This window comes from Porphyrobacter sp. THAI-01a, assembly GCF_056868655.1.
Genome location: NZ_CP180579.1, coordinates 3284439 through 3307915 on the forward strand (window position 1 = coordinate 3284439; position 23477 = coordinate 3307915).

Sequence of the window (23477 nt, forward strand, 5' to 3'; positions counted from 1 at the left end):
ATGCCGCTTGCCAAGCGGCTGCGCAAGTCTGATAATCAGACGGATGAAGACCTATCGCCCCTCCCGCGCGCCCTGCCCCATCGGCCGCGCCGCCCGCCTGCTCGGCGATCGCTGGGTGCTGCTGATCCTGCGCGACGCCTTTCTGGGGGCGGAGCGGTTCGAGGAGTTCGTCGAGCGGCTCGGCATCAACCGCGCGGCGCTGACCTCGCGGCTGGCGATCCTGCAGGAGGCGGGGCTGATGGTGCGTGAGCCGCCCGAGGGCAAGCGGGCACGCTACATCCTCACCGACAAGGCGCGCGCGCTGGTGCCGCTCTATGAACAGCTCGGTGACTGGAGCGCCCGGCATCTCTATGCGGAGGACGAGCGCCCGGGCCTGTGGCCGCGGGCGTTCGGCGAGGCGCGGCCCTAGTCTGCGATCGCGATCAGCTCGACCTTGAACACCAGCGTCGCGTTGCCCGGGATCGGCCCGCGCCCGACCGGGCCATAGGCGAGGTCCGCGGGGATCGCGATCTCGATCGTCTCGCCGACGCCCATCTGCGGGATGGCGAGCTGCCAGCCCTTGACCAGCCGGGCGAGCGGGAAGGTGGCCGGTTGGCCGCGGGCATAGGAGCTGTCGAACACCGTCCCGTCGATCAGCTTGCCCTCGTAATGGACGGTGACTACGTCGGAGACCTCGGGCTTCTTCTCGGAGGCGAGATATTTCACCCAGCGCCAGCGCACCCCGCCGTCGATGAAGTGCCAGCCATCCGCCGCGGTCAGGCCCAGCAGGTAGGCCTGCTGCTGCGCGTGCCAAGCGGGGTTCTGCGCCCGGGGGTCGGGCGCGGACCCACTGTCCTGCGCCTGAACCGGATGCAGCGCGAGCAGGAGCGCGGCGGCGAACGCCGCCAAGGGCTTGGCGGATGCGGTCATCACCAGTCGTAAGCCTTGGGCCGGTCGCTTTCGTCAAGGTCGATGTAGCGATCGCGCAGGCGGGTCTGGTGGTTGGTGAGGTCCTGCTCGCGCCCGTCGATGAACACGCGGGTCGGCACGCTGCCGACTTCGAGCGGATCGCCCGTCCAGATCACCACGTCGCCGAGCGCGCCGGGCTTGAGCACCCCGGCCTTGCCGCCCATGCCGCTGATCTCGGCGGGAATGGAACTGATCGCGGCGAAGGCCCTGCCCCAATCCATCCCAGCCGCACCCGGCATCTTCGTCAGCGCGACGAGATTGCCCGCCACCTGCTGCAAACGGCGCGGGTTCTGCATCGTCGAAGCGTTGATCGCGACCTTGACCCCCGCCTGCGCGAGGCGCCCGGCGTTGGACTGGGTGGCGCCCAGCTGCTCGAAGGTCTCGGGCAGGTCGACGAGGCCATTGGCGATCACCGGCACCCCGGCGGCGGCAATGTCGGACGCGACGAGCCAGCCCTCGGTCGCGCCGACCAGCACCAGATCGAGCTTCGGATATTCCTGCTTCAGCGCCAGAACGGCGCGGATATCGGCCATGCGGTCGACCGCGACATAGAGCTTCTGCCGTCCCGTCACGACCGGCACCAGCGCCTCCGCATCGAAGCGCGAGAGCAGCACCGCATCGCCTTTGTCGATCGCGGTGGTCTCGGGGATCGCGTTCTTGCCGACCAACGCCTGCGCCTCGCGCAGGGCGGCGCGCAGCAAGGCATGGGCCGCCGCGCGGCTGCCCCCGGCCTCGGCCGCCCCGCCCTCACCGAGGTTGATCATCTGGAAGGCGCGCGCCTGCACCACGGGCCGCGCATCCCCGTCGAGATCGATGATCGCCCCCTGGCCTGCGAAGATCGAGCCCGAGGGCAGGGTCGTCGTGGCGGCGCGGGTGATCCCGGCGGCCTTGTGGACGAGGATGTGCTGCGAGGTCGGGTTGATGGCAGTGGAGGCATCGAGCGCCGCGCTGAAGGGCGTGCCGCCCGCGGTGATGTCGTTCGATTCGTCAACGGCCGAGACGTCGGCGAGGCCGAGCGTGGTGACGGTCGCGAACAGGCCGGGGGTGACCCAGGAGCCATTGGCATCGACGGCATTGCCGCCCGCCGGTGCGCCGCTGGCGGGTCCGGCATAGACGACCTTGCCCGCCTGAACGACCACGGTGCCGCCCTCGATCGGGGCGGAACCGTCACCCAGCACCAGCCGGGCGTTGGTGATCGTCACATCCTGCGCCATCGCAGGGGCGGCGGCGAGCGCGAGGGCGCTGGCGGCGAGGGGAAGGAGCCGCTTCATTTCACATCTCCTTCACCGGGCTGGCCGAGCTCGAAATCGCTCACCGGACGGATCTTGGGGTTCATAGCATCGAACATCAGTGCGCCGTCGATCCACACCTTCTCGGGGCGCGAATAGACGCTCAGCGGATCGCCGTTCCACAGCACCACGTCGGCCATCTTGCCCTTTTCTAGGCTGCCGGTCATGTCGGCGATGCCCATCGCCTTGGCGGCGTTGTATGTAATCCACTGGATCACGGTCGCATCGGGAATGTCGATCCCGAGCCGCAATCCCGCCGCCTGCGCCTTGGCGGCTTCCTGATTGAGGCGCTGGATGTCGTTCGCGTCGTCCGAATGGATCACCACGCAGGCACCCTCGCGCTGGAGGAAGGCGGCGTTCTCGAGGATCCCGTCGTAGCTTTCCATCTTGAAGCCGTACCAGTCGGCCCAGATCGCGGAGCACACGTCGTTCTGACGAAGGAGATCGCCGATCTTGTAGGCCTCGACCGCGTGGTGGAAGGCGGCGACCTTGTAGCCCATCTCCTTGGCCATATCGAGCACCAGCGCCATCTCGTCGGCGCGGTAGCAGTGGTTCTGGATCAGAATCTCGCCCTTGAGCACGCCCACCAGCGTCTCCTTGCCGAGATCGCGCTTGGCATTCGCGTCGTTGGCGTAGTCGATCGCGGCGAGCCAGGTCTCGCGGTTCACGGCGAGGTTGCCCATGCGGGTCGAGGGCATCCGCCCGCGGGCGCCGTAGACGCGCTTGGGGTTCTCCCCGCAGGCCATCTTCATCGAATAGGGTGCGCCCGGGAACTTCATCCCCTGCATGGTGCGCGAGGGCACGTTCTTGAGCGTGACCGAGCGCCCGCCCATCAGGTTCGCCGAGCCGGGGAGGATCTGGAGGGCGGTCACGCCGCCATTGGCCAGCGCGCGGGCAAAGCCCGGGTCCTGCGGCCACACGGAGTGTTCGGCCCACACCTCGGGGGTGGTCGGCGCGGTCGCCTCGTTGCCGTCGGAATGGGCATCCACCCCCGGCGAGGGATAGTCGCCGAGGTGCGAGTGGATGTCGATGATGCCGGGGGTCACGAACTTTCCGGTGCCGTCGAACACCGCGATGTCGGCCGGGATCGGGGTGTCGGGGCCGCCGACCGCGACGATCTTGCCGCCGGACATGAAGACCACGCCGTTCTCGATCTTGCCGCCCTTGCCGTCATAGACGGTCGCGCCACGGATCGCGGTCGCGATGTTGGGGAAGGGCTTGTAGGTCGAGGGGAACACGCCCTCGCTCTCGCGCTTGGCGGCGAGCTTGCCTTCCTGCTTGGCGGCGCCCGATGCGCTGGCGGTGTCGCCCGCGCTCCCGGTGGTGGCGCAGGCACCCAGCGCCAGCGCGCCGGCAAGCGTGGCAAGCAGGCCTGCCCGGGCCCGCCGTGTCTTGTCTGCAAACATTCAAACCTCGCGTTTTCCGATTCCCGCTTTGGAACGGAAAACGCGAGGCTTGTCCATGCCGTTGGACGATTATTGCGTCCGGCCTCGCTTACCCCGCCGGACGGGTGGCGGGGTGAATGCCGGCCTGCTGCGGCTCGACGCCGACGCCCGCCTGGCCCTCGAGATCATCGCCCACATTGTCGTCGCGCAGCGTGTCGAGGTGCATCAGCTTCTTGATCAGCGGGCTGATCACCAGCACGCCGATGCCGACCGCCACAGCGATCCAGCCGATCTGCGAATAGACGTCGAGCACCACCTGCTGGCCCGCGCCCTCGCCCGAGGCCTTCTCCGAACCGGTCGCCGCCGCGATGAGGCCGGCGGCGAAGTTGCCGGTGGCCGAAGCGAAGAACCACGTGCCCATGATCAGCGACGCCATGTGCGCCGGGGCCAGACGGTTCATCGCCGAAAGGCCGACGGGGCTGAGGCACAGCTCGCCAGTGGTGTGGAGCAGGTAGATGAGGAAGATGAACAGCACCGGGGTCGCAACCCCGTTCGCCGCGCCCGCCACCAGGACCAGGAAGCCCGCGCCCAGCTGCATCAGCGCGAGGCCGAACTTGGCCGGGGCCGAGGGCTCCAGCCCCTTCTTGCCGAGCCACGTCCACGCCGCCGCGAAGACCGGGGCGAGCAGGACGATGTAGGCCGCGTTGACCGACTGGAACACCGAGGCCGGAACCTCGAAGCCGAAGATCGTGCGGTCGACGTGGCGGTCGGTGTAGAGGTTGAGCGACGAACCCGCCTGTTCGAACAGCGCCCAGAACAGGATCGAGCCGAGGATCAGGAACATGGCGGCGAAGATGCGGTCGCGGTCGTGCGGTTCGAGCTTCACCACCGCGGTGAACAGGACATAGGCCACGAGCAGCAGGCCGAACCCGCCAAGCAGGTAGCCGACCACGGCCTGGTTCTGCACCATCCACCAGCACGCGCCGACCGCCGCCACGCCGACGGCGTAGAGGCCCCATTCGGTGCCCTTGGCAAGCGGAGCGGGCGGCTCGCCGCGGCCGAGCAGCAGTGGCTTGAAGCCGACGAAGACGATCAGGCCCAGCAGCATCCCCACGCCCGCCGCGCCGAAACCGTAGGCCCAGCCGTAGGTCTCGCCGAGATAGCCGCACAGCAGCGAGCCGAGGAACGCGCCGAGGTTAATCCCCATATAGAAGATCGTGTAGGCCCCGTCGCGCCGCACGTCGGTGCGCGGGTAGAGCTGGCCGACGATCACCGAGATGTTCGCCTTGAGGAAGCCCGAGCCGACGATGATGAAGGCCAGCGCCAGCCAGAAGATGCTGAGGCTGGCGGCATCCTGACCGCCATTGCCTTCGAAGCCCATCAGGAAGTGCCCGAAGGTCAGCAGCACCGCCCCGTAGGTCACGGCCTTCCGCTGCCCGAGATACTTGTCGGCGAGATAGCCGCCTAGCACCGGGGTGATGTAGACCAGCGCGGTATAGGCGCCGTAGATCACGCCCGCTTGGCTGTCGGAGAACAGCCAGTGCTTGGTAAGGTAGAAGATCAGCAGCGCCCGCATGCCGTAGTAGGAGAAACGCTCCCACATCTCGGCGAAGAACAGGACGAACAGACCCTTGGGGTGGCCGAGGAAAGTCCCGGCGCTGTCCCCGTGCGGAAGATCGGCGGTGGCCATGTCAGATAGAATCCCTGAAGTGCGCCCCTCCCGGGCGCGGTCCCATGGCGGGGCAACCTAGCGCCTCTGTCGCCTGTGTGAAGCTTTTGTTTCGGGTGTAACCGGATTACCCCCTGCCTTGACCGCATGGCTGTATTATGGCACTGATGCACCCTGCAAGGGACACTGCCGCCATGAACCCCAACCGCCCCGTCTATCTGAAGCTGCGCGACCAGATCGCCGCGGCGATCATCGACGGGGTCTATGCCGAAGGCGCCATGCTCCCCTCGGTGCGGGCACTCGCGGCGGAGCAGGGCGCAAACCCGCTGACGGTCGCCAAGGCCTACCAGCAGTTCCAGAACGACGGGCTGGTCGAGGTGCAGCGCGGGGTCGGCATGTATGTCGTGCGCGGCGCCGCCGAGCGCCTGCGCGCCGCCGAGCGCGAAGCCTTCCTGCGCGAGGAATGGCCCGAGATCCGCAGCCGCATGGCGCGGCTCGGCCTTGATCCGGCAGACCTTGCGCTCGTCTCCTGAGCGGAATACAACTTAAAACAGTGTCGTTTGCGGAGGGATCCCGTAATGCGACGCTTTGTATACAATTGTAGTCGTCGGGATTGCATCCGCGCCCGCGCTGCGATTAAAGGGGGCGCCTCACGGGTCGGAGGCGAGTTGAGGAAAACGACGGGGTAACCCGCATTGGCGACGTGATGTGGCGGCTCGACCGTCACGGGCGTCGGGAGATCGCCATGATCAGATCCGAATTGCTGCAGGAACTGCACAAGGACAATCCAGACCTTCGCGCCGACGAGATCGAGCAGGTCGTTGACATCTTTTTCGACGAGATCGCACAGCGCCTGGCCGAGGGGGGCCGGGTCGAACTGCGCGGTTTCGGCGCCTTCTCGACCCGCGAACGCGAGGCGCGCAGCGGCCGCAACCCCCGCACCGGGGAGACGGTCGACGTGCCGTCGAAGCGCGTGCCTTACTTCAAGGCCGGCAAGGAAATCCGCGAGCGCCTGAATAAGTAGGGGGCGCCTCCGCGCCCCCCTCCTCGGTGCTGTTCCAAGCCCTGCGGGCTTGGGCACCTGCGGCTCGCGCGCGTGCGCTCGCGGCCACTTTGCGACCGAGATCAGTGCATCAGACCAAGAACCGCGCTGCCTCGGCTCGCCAACGGACGGGCCGCAAGCGCGAACGCGCGCCCGCAGGTGCCCCGAAGCGCAGCGAAGGGAATAGCACCGGGGACGAGGGCGCGGAGGCGCCCTCGCAAACAAACTACGCAGCCCGCGGCATCGGTTCGTCATGTGCGAGGCCCGGCACGGGCAGCGCGCGTTCCGCTCCGAGCGCGGCGAAGACCAGCTCCGTCAGGCGCTCGGTCCCGCCGCTCAGGCTCATGTCGACCGGCACCATGCCGAGCGCCGCCATCTCGTCGAGCTCCTCGGGGCCGGGCACGGCGATGATCCGCGCCACGTCCGGCATCCGCTGCGCCGCCAGCGGGGTGAGGTCGCGCGAGACGTCGGTCACGCCGGTCGCCACCACCAGCACCCGCCGCCGGTCGATCCCGATCGCCTCCCAGCTGCGCGGATCGCCGGGATTGGCGCGCAGGACCTGGTAGCCGTCGGCCAGCGCCATCTGGAACCGGTCGTGCTCGGCTTCGAGCGCGAGGTAGCCGATATCGTTGAACGCCAGCGCATCGGCCACCGCACGACCTGCCGATGTCATGCCGATGATCAGCACCGGTGCATCGTCGCCCGCCAGCTTCGTGTCGGCAGGCCCCCGCCGCAGCCGCCCGGCGAGCTTGCGCCCGAGGTTCGAGACCATCGGCGTCACCGCCAGACTGATCGCGATCGCGGTGACCATCGCGGAGACCAGCCGCGGCTCGGCCAGTCCCGCCACCGCCGGCAGGGCCAGCAGCACCAGCGTGAACTCGCTCCCCTGCCCGAGCAGGAAGCCGAGCTGGATCGACCCCGGCACCGACCAGCGGTTGAGCAAGCCCGCACCGACGTTGAAGGCGCATTTGAGCGCGATCATGCCCGCCGTCATTCCGACCACCAGCAGCCAGTCCTGCGCCAGCAGGGCCGGATCGATCGACAGGCCGACCGAGATGAAGAAGAACGAGAGGAACAGCCCGCGGAAGGCGTCGATCTCGGTCTGGACGAGGATGCGATAGCGCGAATCGGCGACCGCCATGCCGCCGAGGAACGCGCCCAAGGTCAGCGACAGGCCCGCCATCCCCGTCGCCCATCCCGCCGCCAGCGCGATGAACAGGGCCGTGGCGGTGTAGACCTCGGTGGTGCCGGCCCGGGCGATCAGGCCGAACAGCGGTTCGGTCAGGTAGCGGGCGAACAGCACGGCAATGGCGAAGGCGGCGAGCGCCTTGGCCCCTGCCATTCCCAGCGCCGGGGCCAGCGCCCCGCCGCCCGCGAGCGCGCCTGCCGTCACCAGCAGCAGGATCGCGGCGATGTCCTGGAAGATCAGGATCGATTGCGCCGCGCGCCCGACCGGGCAATCCTCCTGCCCGCGCTCGCGGATCAGGCCGATGACGACGGCGGTGGAGGAGAGCCCCATGCCGAAGCCCGCGATCACCGCGAAGGCCGGCGGCAGGCCGAGCGCCCAGAACAGCGCGGCAAAGCCCCCGCCCGCGACTAGCATCTGCAGGGCGCCGAAGCCGAAGATGTTGCCCGCCTCGGCCCGGATCCGGCCGAGCGAGAAGTGCAGCCCGAGGTTGAACAGCAGGAACATCACCCCGGCCTCGGCCATCGCGGCGACCACGGGGCCGCTGAATTCGTCCGCCATCCCGAGGCTCGCAAGCCCGAGGCCGAGGCCGAGATAGCCGACGATCGGATTCAGCCGCAGCGCCCGGCTGGCGAGCGCCGCCCCGATGCCGAGACCCAGCAGCGTGATCGCCGGCTGGATCGTCGCCACCACCGAATGCGCGTCTGATGCTTCGCCCGCCATGTCGGCCCCTGTCTTGCAGCAATGGCATGGAGATGGGGCATGGGCGGCCCACTGGCAAGCACCCGGCCCTGGCTCTGGCCAGACCGCGATGATCTGTGGCAAGGGCGTGACCCATGCGGGCGTGGCGGAATGGTAGACGCCGGGGACTTAAAATCCCCTGATCCTTGATCGTGCGGGTTCGAGTCCCGCCGCCCGTACATGTCCGGCACCCGCGCCATTCCCCGGGAATTCGATGAGCCGAGGCGCGGCATTATCTTCGCCTTAACGGGTTGTCCCTCATTTCGCACAGGAAGCATGGGGCCGCCTCGCCCCGTGCATGTCTCGCCAGTGCCAGGACCAGGGGCTGACGGGTTGGGACAACTGGCATGGATTCAGCGACGCACACCGCACGTCTCGAACCGACACCCGACACGCCGGGCGCAGAACAGCGCGCCGCGCCGCGCTTCACGCTGCTGATCCGCGCGGCGAAGCTGGTGTCGGCGCAGGGCGAGTTCGTCTGCGTGATCCGCGACGTTTCGGAAACCGGGGTGAGCGTCCGCCTGTTCCATTCCCTGCCGGGCTGCAAGGACTTCGCGCTGCACATGCCCGCCGGCGCGGTCTACGAGATCTCGCGCGTCTGGGAAAAGGGCAACGAGGCCGGATTCACCTTCACCGAGGCCGTCGAGGTGGACAGGCTCGTCAACGAATCGAGCGACTATCCCAAGCGGGGCCTGCGGCTCGGCCTGTGCTTCCCCGTGACGGTCAACATGCTCGCCGGCAGCTTCGAGGCACTGGTGGAGAACCTTTCCCAGCAGGGCGCCCGCCTGACCTGCGACCGCCTACTGGCGATCGACCAGACCGTGCGCCTCGCGATGCCCGACCTCTCCGGCAAGCCGCGCGAGGTGCGCGCCAAGGTGCGCTGGCGGCGCGAGCAGCATTACGGCGTGGTGTTCGACGACACCTTCACCCTCGGCGATTTCGCGCGGCTGGCGGCGCTGCTCCAGGCCCCGGCGCTGCTCGCGGACGGCTAGGCCGGCACGAATTTCAGCGCCACGCCGTTGATGCAGTGGCGCTTGCCGGTGGGCTTGGGCCCGTCCCCGAAGATGTGCCCGAGATGCCCGCCGCAATCGGCGCAGTGGACCTCGGTGCGGGGATAGCCGATCAGATAGTCGGTCGAGGTGCCGACCGCGCCCTTGTCGATCGCCTGCCAGAAGCTCGGCCAGCCGGTGCCGCTGTCGTATTTGGTGGCCGAGGAATAGAGCGGGTTCGCGCATCCGGCGCACACGAAGGTGCCCTTGCGCTTCTCCTTGTTCAGCGGCGAGGTGAAGGCGCGTTCCGTCCCGGCCTCGCGCAGCACGTAGAACTGCTCGCGGGTGAGGACCTTCTTCCACTCCGCTTCGCTCCGGCCCTTGGGGAAGGTCTTGGCCTCGGCAGGCGCCGCCCCGCAGGCGCTGACGAAGGGCAGCATCCCGGCAAGTCCGGCGCTGGTGGCCATCAGGCGGCGGCGGCTGAGAAGGGGCAGGGGCATGGGTGTCTCCGTGGGTGGGGGGCGAAATGCCCCCGCCCCCCATTTACGTCGAGATCCGGCCCCGGGTTTCAACCCCCTCAGAAAGTCGTGATCTCGACCTCGAGCTTGCGGAAGCCGTGGACGAAGTTCGCCCGCACCCGCTCGACGTCGCCCGCGACGTGGACCCGCATCCGGCGCTTGTGCATCTCCTCGAGCAGAACGCGCAGCTGCAGCTCGGCAAGGCGGGCGCCGACGCAGCGGTGGATGCCGTAGCCGAAGGCGAGGTGGCGGCGGGCGTTCTCGCGGGTGATGTCGAGCTTGTCGGGGTTCTCGAACACCTCCTCGTCGCGGTTGGCGCTGATGTACCACAGCACCACCTTGTCGCCCGCCTTGATCTGCTGGCCGAAGACCTCGGTATCCTCGGTGCAGGTGCGGCGCATGTGGGCGAGCGGGGTCTGCATCCGCAGGCATTCCTGCACCGCGTTGGGGATGAGCTCGGGCTGCTCCTCGAACAGCTTGCGCTGGTCGGGGAACTTGTCGAGCGCATGGATGATCCCGCTCATGGTGTTGCGGGTGGTGTCGTTGCCGCCGACGATCAGCAGCACCAGATTGCCCATGAACTCCTCGGGGCTCATCTGGTTCATCGCCGGCGAGTGGATCATCATCGAGATGAGATCGCTGCCCGGCTCCTTGTCCATCGTGCGCTCGATCCACAGCGACTGGAAATAGGCCGCCATCTCCTGGAGGATGCTCCAGCGCAGATCGTCGAGCGCGCGGATCGAGCCGAGTTCGGTGTCGCCCGACCAGTCCGACCAGAAGGTGAGCAGGCGGCGGTCTTCCCAGGGGAAGCCGAAAAGGATCGCCAGCATCCCGGTGGTGAGCTCGATCGAGACCGTGTCGACCCAGTCGAACACTTCGCCGCGCGGGAGCGAATCGAGCAGTTCGCCGGTGCGCTGTCGGATTTCGGCTTCCATGTCGGTGACCGCCGAGGGCGTGAACTTGGGCGCGACGGTGCGGCGCTGGCCGGTGTGCTGCGGGCGGTCCATCGCGATGAACATCGGCAGCTCGCGCCGCTCGCCGTCACGCGCGGCCAGTTCCTCCTCGCTGAGGCGGTTGAGGATGGTGATGCCGCCATGCTCCCAGCTCGACGAGAAGATCTCGGGCAGGGCCTCGATATGCTGGATCGCCTTGTGGCCGACCACCGCCCAGTAGGGGCCGAAGGGGCTGTCGGGGATCCAGTGGAGCTGGCCCGCGGCGCGCATCTCGGCGAAGACGGGCTGCCAGCGGTCCTCGAAATAGATGTCCGAGCGGCTCACGTCCCACGGGTGGGTGTGCCTGAGGCGCTCTTCCGGATGGGCGGCGAAATGGGCCTTGAGCGCCTCGTAGGAGGAAGGCTCGCGGCGCACCTGCGGGCGCTGGATCCCGGGCGTCGGGGGGGCAATCGTGGCCATGTCTGTCTCCCGTCAGGCGGCCTCTTGATGGGGCCGCTCCGTACGAGTCGCAGTCTGACGCAACTTACAGCAATGTCAATATCGGTTTCGATTCGGAACCGATCACGCGGCCAGACGCCCCTTGCGGCTCTTGTCGCGGCCCGCCCCGCCCGATTTCATAACCCGCTTGCGGAACAGCAGCGATCCGCCCTTCACCAGCACCAGCACGGCAACGGCCTGCCAGGCGAGCGCCAGCGCGTGGGTCCACAGGGCGGGCTCCATCGCCGCGCGCGCCAGCATCGCGAAAGGCGAGGACAGCGGGAAGGCGATCGCCGCCATCTCCAGCGCCGATCCCGGCTGCTTGATCGTGTAGGCGGCGAGGAAGAACACCATCAGCTGGAGCATAGTGACCGGCATCGACAGCGTCTGCACCTCGCGCACCGAGGTCGCCATCGAGCCGATGGTGAGGAACAGCGCGCCGAGCAGCAGATAGGCCATCGCGAAATAGACGACGCCCAGGATCACGAACAGCGGCCAGCCCACGGCGGGGGCGGGGAGATTGGCGGGGTCGAAGCCCGTCACCTGCGTGATCGCGTCGCCGCCGGCCGTCCACAGGCCGAAGGCGGCAAGGCCCCACACCGCGATGCCGACGAAGGACACCGCCAGCATGGCGAAGAGCTTGCCCATGAACACCGCGTCCATCGGGATCGCCGCGGCGAGGATCTCGATGATCTTGTTGCCCTTCTCCTCGACGAGGTTGGAGAGCACCATGCCCGCCAGCAGCATCGTCAGCAGGAACAGCAGCATCTGCGCGATCTGCGCGGTCTGGATGCGGGTGGTGCGTTCGGATGCGGCGCTGGTGGCGACCGCCTCGGTGGCGACCGCGGGGAAGCTGGCGGGCTCGGCGGCGAGGGCGTGGCCGGCGATCAGGCCGACAGGCCCTTCCCACCGCGCGATCTGGCCCTCGGTGCCGACCAGCCGGGGCGCGGCGAGCGTGCCGGTGACGATCGCCGCGTAATTCCCGCGGCGCGCCTCCATGAAGCCGCGCGCGTCGAAGGCAGCGCCCTGCGCCGCCTCGGGCACCTGCTCCAGCACGGGGAGCGCCCGGCCGAGCTGCGGGGAGAGCCGCTCTGCGGTGGCGATCATCGCGGCGTTGTCCGCCGGGGCCATCGCGAGCCCGACCTCGATGCTCACCGCCTCGCGCTGCACCTCGCCGCCGATGCTCCCTGCCAGCCCGCCGACGATCACCGGGAACAGCGGGCCCAGCAGGAAGAACAGGAAGGCGCGGCTGAACAGCACCGCGACGAAATCGCGCCGGGCGATGACCCAGGCGGCCTCGAGCGCCGAGAGGCGCGAACGGGTGTGCTCGCTCATGCGCGGTCCCCTTCGTTGTCGGCCTGTAGCTGGCGCGCGGCGGCCTCGCCCGCGATGGCGACGAAGGCGTCGTGCAGCCCTGCGCGCTCGATCGACAGCGAGAGAATCCCCGCCTCGCCCTCGATCAGGCTCTTGAGCAGCGGCTCGATCCCGCTTTCGGGCAGGGGGAAGTGGAAAAAATCGCCGTTGCGGCGGGTCTCCGGCGGCAGGGCGGCCATCCACGCCCCCTCGCGCGCCCGGGTCTCGAGCCGGACCTGCGCCGGGATCCGGTCGCGCGCCGCCTCGACCGAACCGGCATAGGGCACCTTGCCCCCGGCGATGATCGCGACGCCCTCGCACAGGCGCTCGGCATGGTGAATGACGTGGGTGGAGAAGATCACCGTCACCCCGTCATCCGCCAGCGCGCGGATCATCATCTCGAGCTTGCCCTGGTTGATCGCGTCGAGGCCCGAGAAGGGCTCGTCGAGCACCACCAGCCGGGGCTTGTGCACCAGCGTGCCGAGCAGCTGGACGGTCTGGGCCATGCCCTTGGAGAGCTGGCGGATCTGGCGGTCGGCAGCGTGGGCGAGGCCGTGGCGTTCGAGCAGTTCGACCGCCCGCGCGCGGCCCTCCTTCAGCGGCAGCCCGCGCAGGGCACCCATGAAGGCGATCGCCTCGATGCACTTCATCGCGGGGTAGAGCCCGCGCTCCTCGGGCAGATAGCCGATCAGGCGGCCGATATCGTGGGGGCGGTCATGGCCGAAGACGCGGCGCACGCCCTCGTCCGGGTCGATGATGCCGAGCAGCATCCGCAGGGTCGTGGTCTTGCCTGCGCCGTTGGGGCCGAGGATGCCGTAGATCGCGCCCTCGGGCACCGCGATGTCCACGCCGTCGACCGCGCGCGTGCCGTCGAAGCTCTTGACCAGCCCGCGTGCCTCGATCGCGAGGGGACGCGCGTCGGCGGGCACGGCGCTGAAGCCACCCGCGTGATTGCCCGAAAGGGTGTGTTCGCTTACCGCCATGTCCATGACATAGGCGGTTAGCCGTCAGGATTAAACGGAGGCCCTTCCGAACATGGTTAACGCCCCGGCAAGCCTTGCCCTCCGGGTGCAGGAGCGGGCGCTCGCCACTGGCTTCGCGGCCTGCGGGATCGCGAGCGCGGGCGAGGACCCGCTGCGCGCCGCCCGGCTGGAGGAATGGCTGGGCGAGGGGCACCACGCCTCGATGGAGTGGATGGAGACGCGCCTTGCGCACCGCCGCTCGCCGCAGGGACTGTGGCCCGAGGCGAAGAGCGTGATCGCATTGGGCATGAGCTATGCCCCGGCGGCCGATCCGCTGGCGCTGGAAGGGTCGGCGGAGCACGCCCGCATTTCGGTTTACGCGCAGGGCCGCGACTATCACGATGTGGTGAAGAAGCGGCTGAAGGCGCTCGCCCGCTGGCTAGTGGAGGAAGTGCCGGGCGCGCAAGTCAAGGTCTTCGTCGATACCGCGCCTGTGATGGAGAAGCCGCTCGGCGAGGCGGCGGGGATCGGCTGGCAGGGCAAGCACACCAACCTCGTCAGCCCCACCCACGGGAGCTGGCTGTTCCTCGGCGCGATCTACACGACCCTCGACCTCGCCCCGGCAGAGCCGCACCGCGACCAGTGCGGATCGTGCCGCGCGTGCCTCGACGCCTGCCCGACCGACGCCTTCCCCGCGCCCTACCGGCTCGATGCGCGGCGCTGTATTTCCTATCTCACCATCGAGCACAAGGGGCCGGTCCCGGAGGAATTCCGCAAGGCGCTCGGCAACCGCATCTACGGCTGCGACGATTGCCTCGCGGTGTGCCCGTGGAACAAGTTCGCCTCCGCGGCGCAAGCGATGCAGGAGTTCCTCCCCCGCGCCGAACTGGTTGCCCCGCGCCTTGCGGAGCTGCTGGGGCTCGACGATGCGGGGTTCAGGGCGCTGTTCTCCGGATCGCCGATCAAGCGAATCGGGCGCGACCGCTTCATCCGCAACTGCCTCTATGCGGCGGGAAACAGCGGGAATCCGGCGCTGGCAGGGCAGGTGGCGGCGCTGACGCAAGACCCCGATCCGGTGGTGGCCGAGGCAGCGGAATGGGCGCTGGCGCGGCTCAGATAAGGTCCTTGAGCGCGACCTCGGGATCGGCCAGCAGCGCCGGATCGATCTTGCCGGCGCCGCTCTCGAGCAGCTTCCTTGCCTGCACGTAATCCTTCATCGTCCCCACGCAGTCGAAGGCGATCGGCACCCCCGCCTTGAGGTAGACGACGGTGAACTTGCGGTCCGCCGGATCGCCACGCAGCACGGTCGCATCGAAGCCGAGGCTGAGGCCAGCCGTCTGGAGCTTGAGATCGTACTGGTTCGACCAGAACCACGGCAGGGCGTGATAGGGCTCCTTCTCGCCCATGATCGCCTTCGCCACGGTGTTCGCCATGTCATGCGCGTTCTGCACGGATTCGAGCCGGATCACGGCATTGTCCGCAAAGGGGTTGGCGTGGGCGGCGCAGTCGCCGATGGCGTAGATGTCGTCGAGGGTGGTGCGGCAGCAGAAGTCCACGTCGACCCCGTTCGACCCGGCTGCGCCGGCCGCGATCAGCGGGGCGACGGCGGGCACGATGCCGATACCGACCACCACCATGTCGCAGGGCACCTCCTCGCCGCTGTCGAGCCGGACGCCGGTCACGCGGTCGTCGCCCAGCACCGCGTTGACCCCGGTCGAGAGGCGCACGTCGACGCCCTGCCGGCGGTGTTCCTCGGCGTAGAAAGCGGACAATTCCTCGCCCGCCACCCGCGCGAGCAGGCGGGGGAGCATCTCGACCAGCACGACCTCGCAGCCGAGCTTTCTCAGCACCGCCGCCGCCTCGAGCCCGATATAGCCGCCACCGATCACCACGGCGCGTTTCGCCCCGTCGGCAAGGGCCTGCATCATCGCATCGGCATCGGCCTTGTCGCGCACGTAGAAGACGCCCGGCAGCACCGCACCCGGCACCGGCAGGCGGCGCGGATCGCCGCCGCCCGACCAGATCAGCTTGCGATAGGTCACCTGCCCCCCGTCCGAGAGGGTCAGACGGTGCGCCTGCGGGTCGATCGCGGTCACCGCCGCGCCGAGCCTGAGGCCGATGTCCTTCTCGGCCCAGAACTTCTCGGGCCGGATCATGATCCGCTCGAAGCCCTTGTCCCCGGCGAGATATTCCTTGGAGAGCGGCGGGCGTTCGTAGGGCGGCGCATCGTCGCGCCCGATCATCAGGATCGTCCCTTCGTGCCCGTGCTGGCGCAGGGCGATGGCCGCCTGCGCCCCGCCGTGCCCGGTGCCGACGATCACCACGTCGGCGTGCTGGTGGTTGGATGCCATGCTCTGCCTATGCCCCTCCGGCTCAATGCGGCCCTTGATGTGGCGCAAATTGCCGGAGGGTCAAGGTAGCGTTTGTGGTTGCGGGCCGCCCGCCCCGCCTCCGGGGCCGGCGGCTTGCGTGTCACCGCTCCAGCAGGTTCCTCGCCTGGCTGGCGATCTGGGCGAGCATCGCCGCGCCGACCGGCGGGCGGGCCTGGGCCCGGGCGATCATCGCGCGGAACTGCGCCACGCCCGCGGCATTGCGCGCGGCCCAGGCGTCGACCGCGCCGCGGGGATCGTCCTTGCCTTCCTTGCTGCGCATCAGCCGCCGCAGGAACTCGATCCGCATGTGCTGGAAATCGCGCGCGAGGCCCGAGACCAGCAGCCGCTCCCACACGTCGGAGGGGCTCATGTGCGCCGCGGTGCCCTGCGCCCAGTCGAGCCCCAGCCGGGTGCCGATGTCGGTGAAGGCATGGGTGAGCAGCTTGGCATCGATCCCGGTCGCGCGCGCGGCCTGGGCGAGGCCCACCGCGCCGTCGAAATCGAACAGCCCCGCGACCCGCGCCGCAAGCGCCTCGGAGGCGCCGGCAGCGACGAAGTCGTGCTGGAGCGCCTGCGAGCGGGCGCGCGGTTCCGCGGTGAGCAGCTCCTCGCGCGCGCCGACCAGCACGGCGACGTCCTCAGCCAGATCGCCGATCATCGCACCCGCCGCGATCGCGCCCGCGGCGGTGCGCAGCACGTCGCTCATGAGGTTGCCGACCGCCGCCGCCAGCCGGTCGAACAGCGCGAGGCGCGCGGCCTCGGGGATCGCGGCCTCGTCGAGCTCGCGCCACAGCGGTTCGAGCCCGAACAGGCGGTCGGCCACCACGAAGGCGGCGGCGACCTCGGCGAGGCCCACGCCTTCCTCCTCGGCGAGCTCGAAGGGATGGACCATGCCGAGCCGGTTGACGATGCGGTTGGAGAGGCTCGTCGCGATCATCTCGCGCCGCAGCCGGTGGCCCTTGATCTCGGCGGCGTAGGTCTTGCGCATCGCCGAGGGGAAGCGCGCGAGCAGCATCGGCTCGAGCACCGGATCGTCGGGCAGCCCGCTCGCCTCGATCGCGTCCTGCAGCGCGAGCTTCGCCGAGGACAGCAGCACCGCGAGTTCGGGGCGGGTCAGCCCCTGCCCGTCGGCGGCGCGGCGGGCGAGGGTCTCCCCGTCGGCCAGCCCCTCGGTGCGGCGGTCGAAATCGCTGACCTCCTCGAGCCGCTCGATCAGGCGGACATAGGAGGCGGTCGCCCCCGGCCCGCCGCTCTCGGCGACCGACAGGGCGAGCGCCTGGAGCCGGTTGTCCTCGAGCACCAGCGCGGCGACCTCGTCGGTCATCGCGGCGAGCAGCGTGTTGCGCTTCTTCTCGGTGAGCTTGCCCGAGGCCGTAGCGGCGGCCAGCGCGATCTTGATGTTGACCTCGTTGTCCGAGCAGTCGACCCCGGCGGAGTTGTCGATGAAGTCGGTGTTGATCCGCCCGCCCCCGAGCGAGAAGGCGATCCGCCCGGCCTGGGTCACGCCGAGGTTGGCGCCCTCGCCGATCACCCGCGCGCGGATCTCGTCGGCATTGACGCGCAGCGTGTCGTTGGCGGGGTCGCCGACCTGAAGGTGGTTCTCGTGGCCGGCCTTCACATAGGTGCCGATGCCGCCGAACCACAGCAGGTCCACCGGCGCGCGCAGGATCGCGCTGATCAGCGCCTCGGGCTCGATCTCCTTCACGTCGAGGCCGAGCACCTCGCGCGCCTGCTTCGACAGCTTGATCACCTTGGCCGAGCGCGGGAACACGCCCCCGCCCTTGGAGATCAGCGCCTTGTCGTAGTCCTCCCAGCTCGAGCGCGGCAGCTCGAACATCCGCTTGCGCTCCTTCCAGCTGGCGAGCGGATCGGGCGAGGGGTCGATGAAGATGTGGCGGTGATCGAAGGCGGCGACGAGCTTCAGCGCCTTCGACAGCAGCATCCCGTTGCCGAACACGTCGCCCGACATGTCGCCGCAGCCCGCGACGGTGATCGAGTCCTTCTGGACGTCCACGCCCATCTCGCGGAAGTGGCGCTGGACGCTGACCCATGCGCCGCGCGCGGTGATGCCCATCGCCTTGTGGTCGTAGCCGTTCGAGCCGCCGCTGGCGAAGGCGTCGTCGAGCCAGAAATCGCGGCCCTGCGCGATGCCGTTGGCGATGTCGGAGAAGGTCGCGGTGCCCTTGTCGGCGGCGACCACGAAATAGGGGTCCTCCCCGTCGAGCACCTGCACGCTCTGGGGGTGCACCACGCGCCCGCCGGCGATGTTGTCTGTGACCGACAGCAGCGTGCGGATGAAGATCTCGTAGGCCGCTCGGCCCTCGGCGGCCCAGCCCTCGCGGTCGATCGCGGGGGAGGGGAGCTGCTTGGGATAGAACCCGCCCTTGGCGCCCGTCGGCACGATCACCGCGTTCTTGACGCGCTGGGCCTTCATCAGGCCGAGGATCTCGGTGCGGAAGTCGTCGCGCCGGTCAGACCACCTGAGACCCCCGCGCGCCACCGCGCCCGAGCGCAGGTGGATGCCCTCGACGCGCGCCGAATAGACGAAGATCTCGCGCCACGGCACGGGCTTGGGCAGGCCCGGGACGAGGCCCGAATCGAGCTTGAAGGCAAGCGCCTCGGCGGCCGCGGGCGAGAAGGCGTTGGTGCGCAGCACCGCGCCCAGCACCGCGCGGTAGAGGCGCAGCAGGCGGTCGTCGTTGATCGCCGTGACCTTGGCGAGACCGCGGCGGAACGCGCCCTGCGCCTCGGCAAGCGCCGCATCGCGGTCGCCTGCGAAGGCCGGATCGTGGCGCGCCTCGAACAGCGCGATCATCGCCCGCGTCACCTGCGGCGCACCGGCGAGGGCGTCAACCACGGTGTAGATGGTGTAGCTCACCCCGGTCTGGCGCAGGTAGCGGTAGATCGCGCGCAGCCAGTTCGCCTCGCGCGGGAGCAGCCCCGCGGCAGGCACCAGCCGGTTGAAGGGATCGTCCTCCGCCGCGGCGTTGAGCACGTCGGCGATCGCCCCCTCGATCAGCGCGGTGCGATCGAGCAGCGCCGACGCATCACGGCCGGCGGGCAGCGTCAGCAGGAAATCGTGGATCGACCCGAGCGAGGCATCGGTGAGGAAGGTCGGCACCTCGGCGAGCACCCGGAAGCCGAAATTCTCGAGCGCCGGCACCGCGTCCGACAGCGCCAGCGTGCCGCGGGTGAGATAGACCTTGAGCCGCAGCCGGTCGGGCCCGTCGGCGTTCATCCGGTAGAGCCGCACGGCGCGCGCGGCCTCGCCCTCGCCCATCGCCAGGCCGCGGAGCTTGGCGATGTCGCGGGCGGCCTCCTGCGGGCCGTAGGTGACGCGGTAGCCGGTCGGGAAGGCGGGGGCATAGCGGCTCGCCAGTGCGGCGGCGCGCCCTTCGTCCTCGTGCGCGGCGAGGTGGGTCGCCACCGCCTCGTTCCAGCCGCGCAGCAGATCGACCAGCTGCGCCTCGATCGCCGCCTCGTCGGGCAGGTCGGGGCAGCCGCGCACGTCGATGAGGAAGCGCAGCAGCGCGAGCGTGCTGCTTTCGACCTCGAGGCTCCAGTCGAGCAGCGCCGCCCCGGGGGTTGCCAGCAGCATGGCCTGGATCTGCAGGCGCACATCGGTCGAAAGCTGGTCGCGCGGCAGCCAGACGAAGGCGAAGACGTGCCGCTCGAGGATCGCGGGCACCATGATGAGGCGCGGGCGCGGGCGATCGATCAGGGCCATCTTGGCGGTCACGAGATCGGCGACGCGCGCCGGGTCGAAGGCGGTCAGAAGGTCGTTGGGCAGCGAGGTGAAGGCGTGCACCAGCGCCTTGCCGTTGTGGCCCGCGGGATCGAAGCCGAGCCGCGTCGTGATGTCGGTCACCATCGCGCGCAGCACCGGCACCTCGCCCGGGCGCGCGTTCATCGCGGCGCTGGTCCACAGGCCGGCGTGGATCGACAGCGCGGCGATGCGCCCCTTCTCGCGCACCGGCACGATGAACAGGTCGAGCGGGCTGGCGCGGTGGACGCGGGCCTGGACGTTGGACTTGATCGCCAGCAGGGCGCGGGGCGTGCCCTCGGCCTCCTGCCGTTCGAACCATTCGAAGGCGCGTTCGTAGGACACCTCGGCGAGCAGTTCCTGCGCCGAGGCGCGGCAGATGCCGAGCCGTTCGGTCGAGGAGCCGTCGCGGCGGCGGGTCATGTGGCCGAGCTGGGTCAGCATCCCGCCCCCCAGCCACGCCAGCAGCGCGCCCGCCTCGGCATCGATCACGGCGACCTGCCCGGCATCGGCGGCCATCGCCGCCTGCATCGCCGGCCAGTCGGCAACCGCCGCATGGACATCGCCGAGCGTGGTGCGCAGCGCCTCGACCAGGTCGCGGCGCTGGCGGGCGTCGGCGCGCGGGGTCTCGATATAGATCAGCGATTCGCGGGCCCCGCCCTTGCCGAGCGCGACGATCGCGCCGTCGGCATCGCGCTCGACCGGGACCACGGGGTGCAGCAGCCGGTCGATCGTCAGCCCCTGCGCCGCGATCGCGGCGGCGAGCGAATCGACGAGGAAGGGCTGGTCGTCGTTGACGATGGCGATGCGCAGGTGGCGGCGCCCGGCGCTGGCGGATTCGATCTGGACGAGCGGCTCGCCCGGGGCGCGGATGGCGGCGGCGGAGAGCAGCCAGGCGGCGGCCTCGTCGAGCGAGGACTTGTCGACCGGCGCGTCGCCGGGCAGCATCGAGGCTTCCAGCGCGGTGCGCAAGCCCTTGATCAGAGAACGGTTTCCACCCTTGACCGGCGCGGTGGCGGCGGTTTTCGACCCCATCTTCGGCTCCTGCTCGTCCTGCGTGTCCGGCGTCGTCCCGTGGTAATTTTATTATGCCGGATTGTTGTTATCGTGTTTGCTCGCGATACGCCTTTCCCCGGGGGCAAGGCAAGCGCGATGATCGCTCAGACCGCGGGAACGGTCTGGCAGGCTTCCATCGTCAGTTCGAGACTGCGGATGCGTGCCTCCGGATCATAGGTCGCGCCGCAGAGCATGATCTCGTCCGCGCCGGTGCGCTGCACGAAGGCGGCGATGCCCTCGCGAACCTGCGCCGGCGTGCCGACGGCGGCGGCCTGTCCGAGATGGGCGAGCATCGCCTGCGCGGCGGCCGGCAGCGTTTCGGCGTAGCCCTGCACCGGCGGCGGCAACCGGCCCGGATTGCCCGAGCGCAGCCGCACGAAACTCTGCTGCTGCGAGGAGGCGATCAGCCGCGCCTCGGCTTCGGTGCCGGCGGCAAAGACATTCATCGCGACCATCACATGCGGGCGGTCCAGCGCCTCGGAGGGCTGGAAGTCGCGGCGGTAGACGGCGAGCGCCGCGTCGAGGTGATCGGGCGCGAAGTGCGCGGCGAAGGCATAGGGCAGGCCAAGCTTGGCGGCGAGCTGCGCGCCGAACAGGCTCGACCCGAGCATCCACAGCTCGACCTTCGCGCCAAGACCGGGGGTGGCGGTGATCGGCAGGTCGTAGTCCCCCGTCAGCAGCGCGCGCAGCTCCACGACGTCCTGCGGGAAATATTCGGCGGCCTGGTGCAGGTTCTTCCGCAGCGCCCGCTGCAATTCCGGCCCTGCCCCCGGGGCGCGGCCCAGCCCGAGGTCGACGCGCCCCGGGAACAGCGCGTCGAGTGTGCCGAACTGCTCGGCGATCTGGAACGGGGTGTGGTTCGGCAGCATGATCCCGCCCGATCCGATGCGGATGCGGCTGGTGGCGTTGCCGATATGGGCGAGCACCACCGAGGTCGCGCCGCCCGCGATGCCGTCCATCGCGTGATGTTCGGCGACCCAGAACCGGTCGCAACCGAGGCTTTCGGCGGCGCGCGCGAGATCGGCGGTGGCGGCGAAGGCTTCGCTGAGCGTCCCGCCCTCGCGCACCGGCACGAGATCGAGCACGGAAAATCGGGTCATGGCTGCGGCTCCTCTCCCGTCTCGAGGGCACTCTCGCCCGCTTGCCCGAGCTGCGCAAGATAGTCCGTCGCGGTGGCGGCGAAGGCGCTGCCGGGGGCGAGGTCGATCACCGACTGCCAGCTCCTGCGGGCGGCATCCTCGCGTCCGGCGAGCATCGCCACCACCCCCGCCTCGAGCGCGACCTGCGGCCCGATCCCTCCCGCGCCCGGGGCGAGCCCGGCGGCCTGTTCGATCGCGGACTGCGCTTCGGACAGGCGGTCCATCCGGCGCAGCAGGGTCGCCTTGAGCAGCCACACCTCGGCACTGTTCGGCGCGAGACCGGAAGCCGAATCGAGCGCGGCGAGAGCCTCCGCGTCCCGGCCCAGCCGCACCAGCGCGCGGGCGCGGTCGGTGGCGGCGATCGCCTCGAGCGGGACGGCCCCCGCCGCGCGGGCATCGCGCTCGGCAAGCAGCAGCAGGTCGACCGCGCCGGCGGGATCGCCACCCGCCAGCGCGGCGTTGCCTGCCATCGCCGCGAAGCGGGCGCGGGCACGGGTGTCGTCCTCGGGCGTCTCGCCCCGCGCGGCGGCGAAGGCGGCGCGGGCGTCGTCCCACAGCGCGAGTTCGGCCGCCGCCATGCCGAGGCAGTGGTTGGCGAGCACGCGGTCGGTGCCGTCGGTCTCGCTGCGGCGGATCTGCGCCATCGCGTGGGCGCGCGCCGGGTCCTCGTCGAGCTGGGAGAGGCAGCCTTCGAGCCACAGGCTGGTCGCGCCGGGCTCGGCCTGGGCACGGGCGTCGGGCCGGGGCGGCCGGTCGCGCACCAGTTCGTCTCCCGGCATCGCCCCGCCAAGCGGGTTGGGGCCGACTTGCAGGAGCAGGGCAAGGAGGATCGACAAGGGGCGCTATCCGTAGAATTCGGCCACGATGGCCTTGAGACGATCGATGTCGCCGGGGCGCGACAGGCGGTGATCGCCGTCTTCTACCAGCGTCACCTGAACCTCAGCCGACACGAGCGCATCCTTGAGCCGCAGCGAGATTTCCCACGGCACGTCGGTATCCTGCTTGCCGTGGAGCAGCCGCACCGGACAGGCGATGTCGATCGCGCCGTCCAGCCTGAGGTGGCATTCGGCATCGGCGAAGAAGCCGGGATGGGTCGGCGTCGGCTCGGGGCCGTAGGGGTTGTCCTCGTAGATCGTCTCCCCCGCCGCAAGCGCGGCGCGCTGCGCCTCGGAATAGCCCCAGCGGGTGAAATCGGGCGCGGGCGCGATGCCGATCATCCCGGCGAGGCGGTGCTTGAGGTGCTCGGCCACCAGCAGCATCAGCCAGCCGCCCATTGACGAGCCGACCAGCAGCACCGGCCCCGCCACATAGCTTTCGACCAGCGCCAGCACCTCGTCGCGCCATTTCGAGAGCATCCCCTCGGCGAAGTCGCCGCCGGATTGCCCGCAGCCCGAATAGTCGAGCAGCAGGCAGGCCCGCCCCCGCGCCTCGGCCTCGGCGAACAGCGCGGTCGCCTTGCCGCCGCTCATGTCCGACATGTAGCCGGGCAGGAACACAAGGCACGGGCCGCGCCCGGGCGTGAAACGGAAGGCGATGCGGCGCCCATCGTAGAGGGTGTGGTGCATGATGGCGGTCATGCCCTCTCCATGCCTTGCGCAAGGCGCCAAGGGCAAGCATTGTCACGGGAGCGCAACG

General features: G+C 69.7%; 19 protein-coding genes and 1 tRNA gene. 6 read left to right on the forward strand and 14 right to left on the reverse strand.

What is annotated here, in order from left to right; all coding sequences use genetic code 11:
• Positions 1-43 precede the first annotated feature (43 nt).
• Entirely contained in the window at positions 44-409 is a 366-nt protein-coding gene (locus tag ACMX37_RS15945) for a winged helix-turn-helix transcriptional regulator (protein ID WP_483146861.1), read from the forward strand.
• Here the strand turns inward: ACMX37_RS15945 and ACMX37_RS15950 are convergent.
• From ACMX37_RS15950 to ACMX37_RS15965, 4 genes are all read right to left on the reverse strand, one after another.
• A complete protein-coding gene (locus ACMX37_RS15950) occupies positions 406-909 on the reverse strand; it encodes an FKBP-type peptidyl-prolyl cis-trans isomerase (protein ID WP_483146862.1) in 504 nt (167 codons plus the stop codon). The two genes, ACMX37_RS15945 and ACMX37_RS15950, sit on opposite strands and share 4 nt — an antisense overlap.
• Complete coding sequence (locus ACMX37_RS15955; protein ID WP_483146863.1) at positions 909-2219, reverse strand: amidohydrolase family protein; 1311 nt, start codon at positions 2217-2219, stop codon at positions 909-911. The genes ACMX37_RS15950 and ACMX37_RS15955 overlap by 1 nt, the downstream gene beginning before the upstream one ends.
• Positions 2216-3643 (reverse strand): amidohydrolase, encoded by a 1428-nt coding sequence (locus tag ACMX37_RS15960; RefSeq protein ID WP_483146864.1) that lies wholly within the window; start codon positions 3641-3643, stop codon positions 2216-2218. Before ACMX37_RS15960 ends, ACMX37_RS15955 begins: the two co-directional genes overlap by 4 nt.
• Before the next feature lie 88 nt (positions 3644-3731).
• The gene (locus ACMX37_RS15965; protein WP_483146865.1) at positions 3732-5312 is read right to left on the reverse strand and encodes a peptide MFS transporter; all 1581 of its coding nucleotides are present in this window, start codon (positions 5310-5312) and stop codon (positions 3732-3734) included.
• Between the two features lie 173 nt (positions 5313-5485).
• On the opposite strand from ACMX37_RS15965, the gene ACMX37_RS15970 reads away from it, so the two are divergent.
• Together ACMX37_RS15970 and ACMX37_RS15975 are read left to right on the forward strand one after the other, a co-directional pair.
• Positions 5486-5824 (forward strand): GntR family transcriptional regulator, encoded by a 339-nt coding sequence (locus ACMX37_RS15970; RefSeq protein ID WP_233996815.1) that lies wholly within the window; start codon positions 5486-5488, stop codon positions 5822-5824.
• A gap of 212 nt (positions 5825-6036) precedes the next feature.
• The gene (locus tag ACMX37_RS15975) at positions 6037-6315 is read left to right on the forward strand and encodes an integration host factor subunit beta (RefSeq protein WP_073974563.1); all 279 of its coding nucleotides are present in this window, start codon (positions 6037-6039) and stop codon (positions 6313-6315) included.
• A 244-nt stretch (positions 6316-6559) separates the two neighbouring features.
• Here ACMX37_RS15975 and ACMX37_RS15980 read toward each other — a convergent pair whose 3' ends face one another.
• Positions 6560-8242, reverse strand: a complete 1683-nt coding sequence (locus ACMX37_RS15980) for a cation:proton antiporter domain-containing protein (protein WP_483146866.1) — start codon at positions 8240-8242, stop codon at positions 6560-6562.
• A 115-nt stretch (positions 8243-8357) separates the two neighbouring features.
• Between ACMX37_RS15980 and ACMX37_RS15985 the strand changes: the two genes are divergently transcribed.
• Together ACMX37_RS15985 and ACMX37_RS15990 are read left to right on the forward strand one after the other, a co-directional pair.
• Positions 8358-8439: transfer RNA gene (locus ACMX37_RS15985), tRNA-Leu, on the forward strand.
• A gap of 168 nt (positions 8440-8607) precedes the next feature.
• A complete protein-coding gene (locus ACMX37_RS15990) occupies positions 8608-9252 on the forward strand; it encodes a PilZ domain-containing protein (protein WP_483146867.1) in 645 nt (214 codons plus the stop codon).
• Here the strand turns inward: ACMX37_RS15990 and msrB are convergent.
• The 4 genes from msrB to ACMX37_RS16010 all read right to left on the reverse strand — a co-directional run bounded on the left by msrB (position 9249) and on the right by ACMX37_RS16010 (position 13539).
• Entirely contained in the window at positions 9249-9749 is a 501-nt protein-coding gene (msrB, locus tag ACMX37_RS15995) for a peptide-methionine (R)-S-oxide reductase MsrB (RefSeq protein WP_483146868.1), read from the reverse strand. The two genes, ACMX37_RS15990 and msrB, sit on opposite strands and share 4 nt — an antisense overlap.
• Positions 9750-9826: 77 nt before the next feature.
• Positions 9827-11179 (reverse strand): cytochrome P450, encoded by a 1353-nt coding sequence (locus ACMX37_RS16000; RefSeq protein WP_483146869.1) that lies wholly within the window; start codon positions 11177-11179, stop codon positions 9827-9829.
• 102 nt (positions 11180-11281) lie between these two features.
• A complete protein-coding gene (locus ACMX37_RS16005; RefSeq protein ID WP_483146870.1) occupies positions 11282-12532 on the reverse strand; it encodes an ABC transporter permease in 1251 nt (416 codons plus the stop codon).
• Positions 12529-13539 carry an ABC transporter ATP-binding protein gene (locus tag ACMX37_RS16010; RefSeq protein ID WP_483146871.1) on the reverse strand — a complete coding sequence of 337 codons (1011 nt, stop codon included), beginning with the start codon at positions 13537-13539 and terminating at the stop codon, positions 12529-12531. Before ACMX37_RS16010 ends, ACMX37_RS16005 begins: the two co-directional genes overlap by 4 nt.
• Positions 13540-13585: 46 nt before the next feature.
• Between ACMX37_RS16010 and queG the strand changes: the two genes are divergently transcribed.
• Positions 13586-14632 carry a tRNA epoxyqueuosine(34) reductase QueG gene (queG, locus tag ACMX37_RS16015; protein WP_483146872.1) on the forward strand — a complete coding sequence of 349 codons (1047 nt, stop codon included), beginning with the start codon at positions 13586-13588 and terminating at the stop codon, positions 14630-14632.
• Here the strand turns inward: queG and ACMX37_RS16020 are convergent.
• The 5 genes from ACMX37_RS16020 to ACMX37_RS16040 form a co-directional block, all read right to left on the reverse strand.
• The gene (locus ACMX37_RS16020) at positions 14625-15863 is read right to left on the reverse strand and encodes an NAD(P)/FAD-dependent oxidoreductase (protein WP_483146873.1); all 1239 of its coding nucleotides are present in this window, start codon (positions 15861-15863) and stop codon (positions 14625-14627) included. The genes queG and ACMX37_RS16020 overlap by 8 nt on opposite strands.
• Positions 15864-15984: 121 nt before the next feature.
• Entirely contained in the window at positions 15985-20682 is a 4698-nt protein-coding gene (locus ACMX37_RS16025; protein WP_483146874.1) for an NAD-glutamate dehydrogenase, read from the reverse strand.
• 125 nt (positions 20683-20807) lie between these two features.
• Complete coding sequence (locus ACMX37_RS16030) at positions 20808-21803, reverse strand: LLM class flavin-dependent oxidoreductase (RefSeq protein WP_483146875.1); 996 nt, start codon at positions 21801-21803, stop codon at positions 20808-20810.
• Positions 21800-22678, reverse strand: coding sequence for a tetratricopeptide repeat protein (locus tag ACMX37_RS16035; protein WP_483146876.1), 879 nt, complete (start codon positions 22676-22678; stop codon positions 21800-21802). Before ACMX37_RS16035 ends, ACMX37_RS16030 begins: the two co-directional genes overlap by 4 nt.
• A 6-nt stretch (positions 22679-22684) precedes the next feature.
• Positions 22685-23419: an alpha/beta hydrolase family protein gene (locus ACMX37_RS16040; RefSeq protein WP_483146877.1), complete on the reverse strand. Its 735-nt coding sequence runs from the start codon at positions 23417-23419 to the stop codon at positions 22685-22687.
• Positions 23420-23477 lie beyond the last annotated feature (58 nt).

Excerpts from the sequence above, each read along its gene's own strand:
- ACMX37_RS15965 (WP_483146865.1), bottom strand. The coding sequence starts at position 5,312 with ATGGCCACCGCCGATCTTCCGCACGGGGACAGCGCCGGGACTTTCCTC.
- ACMX37_RS15980 (WP_483146866.1), bottom strand. The coding sequence starts at position 8,242 with ATGGCGGGCGAAGCATCAGACGCGCATTCGGTGGTGGCGACGATCCAG.
- ACMX37_RS15970 (WP_233996815.1), top strand. The coding sequence starts at position 5,486 with ATGAACCCCAACCGCCCCGTCTATCTGAAGCTGCGCGACCAGATCGCC.
- ACMX37_RS15975 (WP_073974563.1), top strand. The coding sequence starts at position 6,037 with ATGATCAGATCCGAATTGCTGCAGGAACTGCACAAGGACAATCCAGAC.
- ACMX37_RS15945 (WP_483146861.1), top strand. The coding sequence starts at position 44 with ATGAAGACCTATCGCCCCTCCCGCGCGCCCTGCCCCATCGGCCGCGCC.
- ACMX37_RS15955 (WP_483146863.1), bottom strand. The coding sequence starts at position 2,219 with ATGAAGCGGCTCCTTCCCCTCGCCGCCAGCGCCCTCGCGCTCGCCGCC.
- ACMX37_RS16020 (WP_483146873.1), bottom strand. The coding sequence starts at position 15,863 with ATGGCATCCAACCACCAGCACGCCGACGTGGTGATCGTCGGCACCGGG.
- ACMX37_RS16030 (WP_483146875.1), bottom strand. The coding sequence starts at position 21,803 with ATGACCCGATTTTCCGTGCTCGATCTCGTGCCGGTGCGCGAGGGCGGG.
- ACMX37_RS15960 (WP_483146864.1), bottom strand. The coding sequence starts at position 3,643 with ATGTTTGCAGACAAGACACGGCGGGCCCGGGCAGGCCTGCTTGCCACG.
- ACMX37_RS16025 (WP_483146874.1), bottom strand. The coding sequence starts at position 20,682 with ATGGGGTCGAAAACCGCCGCCACCGCGCCGGTCAAGGGTGGAAACCGT.
- ACMX37_RS16000 (WP_483146869.1), bottom strand. The coding sequence starts at position 11,179 with ATGGCCACGATTGCCCCCCCGACGCCCGGGATCCAGCGCCCGCAGGTG.
- msrB (WP_483146868.1), bottom strand. The coding sequence starts at position 9,749 with ATGCCCCTGCCCCTTCTCAGCCGCCGCCGCCTGATGGCCACCAGCGCC.
- ACMX37_RS16040 (WP_483146877.1), bottom strand. The coding sequence starts at position 23,419 with ATGACCGCCATCATGCACCACACCCTCTACGATGGGCGCCGCATCGCC.
- queG (WP_483146872.1), top strand. The coding sequence starts at position 13,586 with ATGGTTAACGCCCCGGCAAGCCTTGCCCTCCGGGTGCAGGAGCGGGCG.
- ACMX37_RS16010 (WP_483146871.1), bottom strand. The coding sequence starts at position 13,539 with ATGGACATGGCGGTAAGCGAACACACCCTTTCGGGCAATCACGCGGGT.
- ACMX37_RS15990 (WP_483146867.1), top strand. The coding sequence starts at position 8,608 with ATGGATTCAGCGACGCACACCGCACGTCTCGAACCGACACCCGACACG.
- ACMX37_RS15950 (WP_483146862.1), bottom strand. The coding sequence starts at position 909 with ATGACCGCATCCGCCAAGCCCTTGGCGGCGTTCGCCGCCGCGCTCCTG.
- ACMX37_RS16005 (WP_483146870.1), bottom strand. The coding sequence starts at position 12,532 with ATGAGCGAGCACACCCGTTCGCGCCTCTCGGCGCTCGAGGCCGCCTGG.